Raw genomic sequence first — 3,601 nt, 5'->3', positions numbered from 1 at the left:
GGTTTAGCCGCCCCGCGCCATGGATGGCGCGTGGCGGCGGCCCCCCAAATCACTGTCGGATTACGGGCACACCGAGCGTGAGCGAGGTGCCGAGTGTTGGGGCAAGAGCCCTTTTGGTTACTTTTGGGGCTCTTTTCCAAAAGTGACCCGCCGTAAGGGCGGAACCATAGGCCGCCATCACCCAAATAACGGATATGCCCCCAAAAACAAACCTATCCCGACAAAAACACTAGGACTTTGTACCTACGTAATATTTTGGCGTAAACTGCCGGCAAGCCTGTGAGGAGTTTCCATGACTGCCATAACCATTACCGACGCCGCCCACGATTACCTGGCTGACCTGCTGTCCAAGCAGAACACCCCAGGTATCGGCATCCGCGTCTTTATCACCCAGCCCGGCACCCAATACGCCGAGACTTGCATCGCCTACTGCAAGCCTGGAGAAGAGAAACCTGAAGACACCGCCCTGGGGCTGAAAAGCTTCACCGCCTACATCGATGCCTTCAGCGAAGCCTTCCTCGACGACGCCGTGGTCGACTACGCCACCGACCGCATGGGCGGCCAGTTGACCATCAAGGCGCCCAACGCCAAGGTGCCGAATGTCAACGCCGACAGCCCGGTGAACGAGCGCATCAACTACTACCTGCAAACCGAAATCAACCCCGGCCTTGCCAGCCACGGCGGCCAGGTCAGCCTGATCGACGTGGTGGATGATGGCATTGCGGTGTTGAAGTTCGGTGGCGGCTGCCAAGGCTGCGGCCAAGCGGACGTGACCCTGCGTGAAGGCATCGAGCGCACTTTGCTGGAGCGCATTCCAGAGCTCAAGGGCGTACGTGACGTGACCGACCACACGCAGAAAGAAAACGCCTACTACTGAGTAAGGTGTTCGCTGCGAACAAAAAAACGGCGCCCCGTGAGCGCCGTTTTTTATGCCCGGATTTCAGGGGCGATAAAGATGGGCATGGCCTGCGCGGTACAGCGACGATTCACTGAAGCTGTCACTCGCCAACACCCGGCCCACCACAATCAATGCCGTGCGCCGAAAGCCCTTGGCCGCCACCTTCTGGGCAATATCACTCAAGGTGCCCATCGCCCAATCCTGATCCGGCCAGGTCGCCCGGTGCACCACGGCAATCGGGCAGTCCGCGCCGTAATGCGGCAGCAGTTCAGCGACAATCTTCTCCAAGTGATTGACCCCCAGGTGAATCGCCATGGTGGTGCCATGCCGGGCCAGGCTGTCGAAATCCTCGCCGGCGGGCATGCGGGTCTTGTCGGCGTAGCGGGTCAGGATCACGCTCTGGGCGATGTCAGGCAGGGTCAGCTCGGTTTCCAGCAAGGCGGCGCAGGCAGCCACGGCGGTGACGCCGGGAATGATCTGGAAGGGAATGCCCAGCTCCCGCAGGTGGCGGATCTGCTCGCCAATGGCGCCATACAGGCTCGGGTCGCCAGAATGGACGCGCGCCACATCCTGGCCCTTCGCGTGGGCCGTCTTGATCAGGTCGATGATTTGTTCCAGGTGCAATTCGGCACTGTTGGCCAGCGTTTCTGCCGAGTGGCCCTCCAACACCGCCGCAGGCACCAATGAGCCGGCATAGATGATCACCGGGCAGCTGCGGATCAGCCGTTGGCCTTTGACGGTGATCAATTCCGGGTCGCCGGGGCCTGCGCCGATGAAGTAGACGGTCATGGTAATTCCTGTTGAAAAACGGGCGAGCATGAATGTTGCTCATGATCGAGGTCGGCAATTATCGGGATTTTAGCCGGCGCACGCCAATGCAAAGGTGGCCTGGGTGCTTTTTTGGCGAGTGATCAACAGGCGGGCAGGGCTGCCGGCGAGCTGTTCAGCGAGGGCCAATGCGGCGCTTTCGGCTATGCCGTAACAGCCGGTATGGGCAAAAGCGATGTCGGATTTGTGGCTCAGGCGGTGTTCAAACTCCGCCAGTTGTTCAGCGCTGAAAAACTGCAGTGGCAGGTTCAGCACCTCGGCCAATGCCGCTAGTCCTGCTTCATGTTGTTTGTGGTCGATACTGGCGAGCGCAGCAATGCGGTGGCGCTCGATACCGCCCTCGGCGAGGGCAGAATCGAACAACGCCAACAAGGTGTGAAGATCACAACCCCGCTGGCAACCGAGGCCAACCACCAAAGTCATGCCGAGTATTGGTCGTCACGGTTGCGACGGAACAGCCACGCGCTGATCAGGCCCAAGGCCAGCCAGAAGGCGACGTTGGTCAGCTGCGAAGCAATCTTGAACTGCGCTTCCAGGGCTTCTGGAGCGAGCATCGAATGCACTTCCGGTTGCGGCGCGCCGATCACATGGGGGACCGCCAGGATCGCCACGCCCAGCACTTTCAGCAGCCAGTTGCGACCAAACACGATCAAAGCGATGCCGGCAGCAGTACACGCGGCAGTGCCGATCCACCAAGTCTGGCGCAGCGCCAGGTCGGCGGCGGCAGTGCCCGGCAGCTCAGGCGGCAGGCCCATCGTCGGTGCCAGCACGAAGGTTGCGTAGCCGGCCAAGCCCCACAGCAGGCCTTGGGCGGTACGGGTTGGCGCACGCAGCGTGTAGAGGCCGGCCAGCATCAACGCAAAACCCACCGCGACCACCAGGTTGCCGCCCGTGGTAGACAGCACGCGCTGCCAGCCATCTTCCGGCTCCCAGGCTTCAGCGTCATGGGTATGGGCGGCAGCACCTTCGGCGTGTTCGTGGGCCATTTCGGTGGCGGCCGGGGCTTTTTCGAAGGTTTCCGCCTGCAGAATCAGCGGGGCGACCCAAAAGCTTTGCAGCAGGGTCAGCAGCAGGGCGGCCAGCAGGCCGGTGAAACCTGCGGTTTGCGCGATACGCTTGATCATGTCGGCAGGTCTCAGTGGCACGGGAACGCGGCGCTGTGGCGGGTATCGTGGGCCGCGTTGTGCACGGCCTCGATGTGCGAGAAACCGGCGAAATACACCAGGCACGCGCCGAGGATCGACGCGCCGATGGCGGCGGTCAGGCGTTGGCTCAGGGTCGAGGTGTTGCTGGCGGAGTGCGAGGTGCTGCTGATGATCGACATGGCGCGTCCCTTTCAGGTGTCAGGGTGAAACGAGCGCATGAAAACCCCGCGAGCCGGGCACGCAGGGTTTGAACAGCGCCCGCCCACCGCGGGTTTGTTATCTGATTTTTTCGGGCCGGTCTCCGGGCTTGCGAGGGGCATTGCGCCTATTAAGCATCGCCTTCCCATGCCGTAGGCACAGTGGATCTGACGCTTCGCTCGCTTACCGTTGCGGGGGCAGCACCGGACTGGTCATATCGCTATGACGCACCGGTTTCCCGTTTCACCCTGTGAAGGGCACCCGAAACAAGATGTGTAGGAGAGCATGGGGGTGGGAGGGGAGTCAATTGGGGTGTGTACATATCCGTTGCTGCGGTGATGGCTGAAATTGGTTCCGCCCTTACGGCGGCTCACTTTTGATAGAGCGCAAAAGTAAGCAAAACGCTCTTGCCCCAACACTCGGCACCTCGCTTAGGCTCGGTGTGCCCGAACGCAGGCTTGAATCCGTGGGCCGCCGCGATGGGCCATCCTTGGCCCAGCGCGGCTAACCCGGCGTCCTGCCGGGTTACCCA

General features: G+C 61.6%; 5 protein-coding genes and 1 riboswitch. Of the genes, 1 reads left to right on the top strand and 4 read right to left on the bottom strand.

The annotated features are described in order from the left end of the window. Nucleotides 1-292: 292 nt before the first annotated feature. Nucleotides 293-877, top strand: a complete 585-nt coding sequence (gene nfuA, locus ACP7BX_RS30810; protein ID WP_003190728.1) for a Fe-S biogenesis protein NfuA — start codon at nt 293-295, stop codon at nt 875-877. Nucleotides 878-940: 63 nt separating this feature from the next. Here the strand turns inward: nfuA and cobM are convergent, their stop codons facing one another. The 4 genes from cobM to ACP7BX_RS30790 form a co-directional block, all read right to left on the bottom strand. Then, a complete protein-coding gene (gene cobM / locus ACP7BX_RS30805; RefSeq protein WP_426130184.1) occupies nt 941-1,687 on the bottom strand; it encodes a precorrin-4 C(11)-methyltransferase in 747 nt (248 codons plus the stop codon). A 69-nt stretch (nt 1,688-1,756) separates the two neighbouring features. Continuing rightward, a complete protein-coding gene (locus ACP7BX_RS30800) occupies nt 1,757-2,149 on the bottom strand; it encodes a cobalamin biosynthesis protein (RefSeq protein WP_314535695.1) in 393 nt (130 codons plus the stop codon). Then, nucleotides 2,146-2,850, bottom strand: coding sequence for a CbtA family protein (locus ACP7BX_RS30795; protein ID WP_426130186.1), 705 nt, complete (start codon nt 2,848-2,850; stop codon nt 2,146-2,148). The genes ACP7BX_RS30800 and ACP7BX_RS30795 overlap by 4 nt, the downstream gene beginning before the upstream one ends. An 11-nt stretch (nt 2,851-2,861) precedes the next feature. Beyond that, nucleotides 2,862-3,050, bottom strand: a complete 189-nt coding sequence (locus ACP7BX_RS30790; RefSeq protein WP_033902252.1) for a CbtB domain-containing protein — start codon at nt 3,048-3,050, stop codon at nt 2,862-2,864. Nucleotides 3,051-3,146: 96 nt separating this feature from the next. Beyond that, nucleotides 3,147-3,349: riboswitch (cobalamin riboswitch) on the bottom strand. Between the last annotated feature and the right edge of the window lie 252 nt (nt 3,350-3,601).

Source organism: Pseudomonas sp. DWP3-1-3b3 (genome assembly GCF_049896305.1).
Classification (GTDB): Bacteria; Pseudomonadota; Gammaproteobacteria; order Pseudomonadales; family Pseudomonadaceae; genus Aquipseudomonas; species Aquipseudomonas azotoformans_A.
The sequence above is the reverse complement of the archived record's forward strand: the minus strand, read 5'-3'. Positions and strand labels throughout refer to the sequence as shown.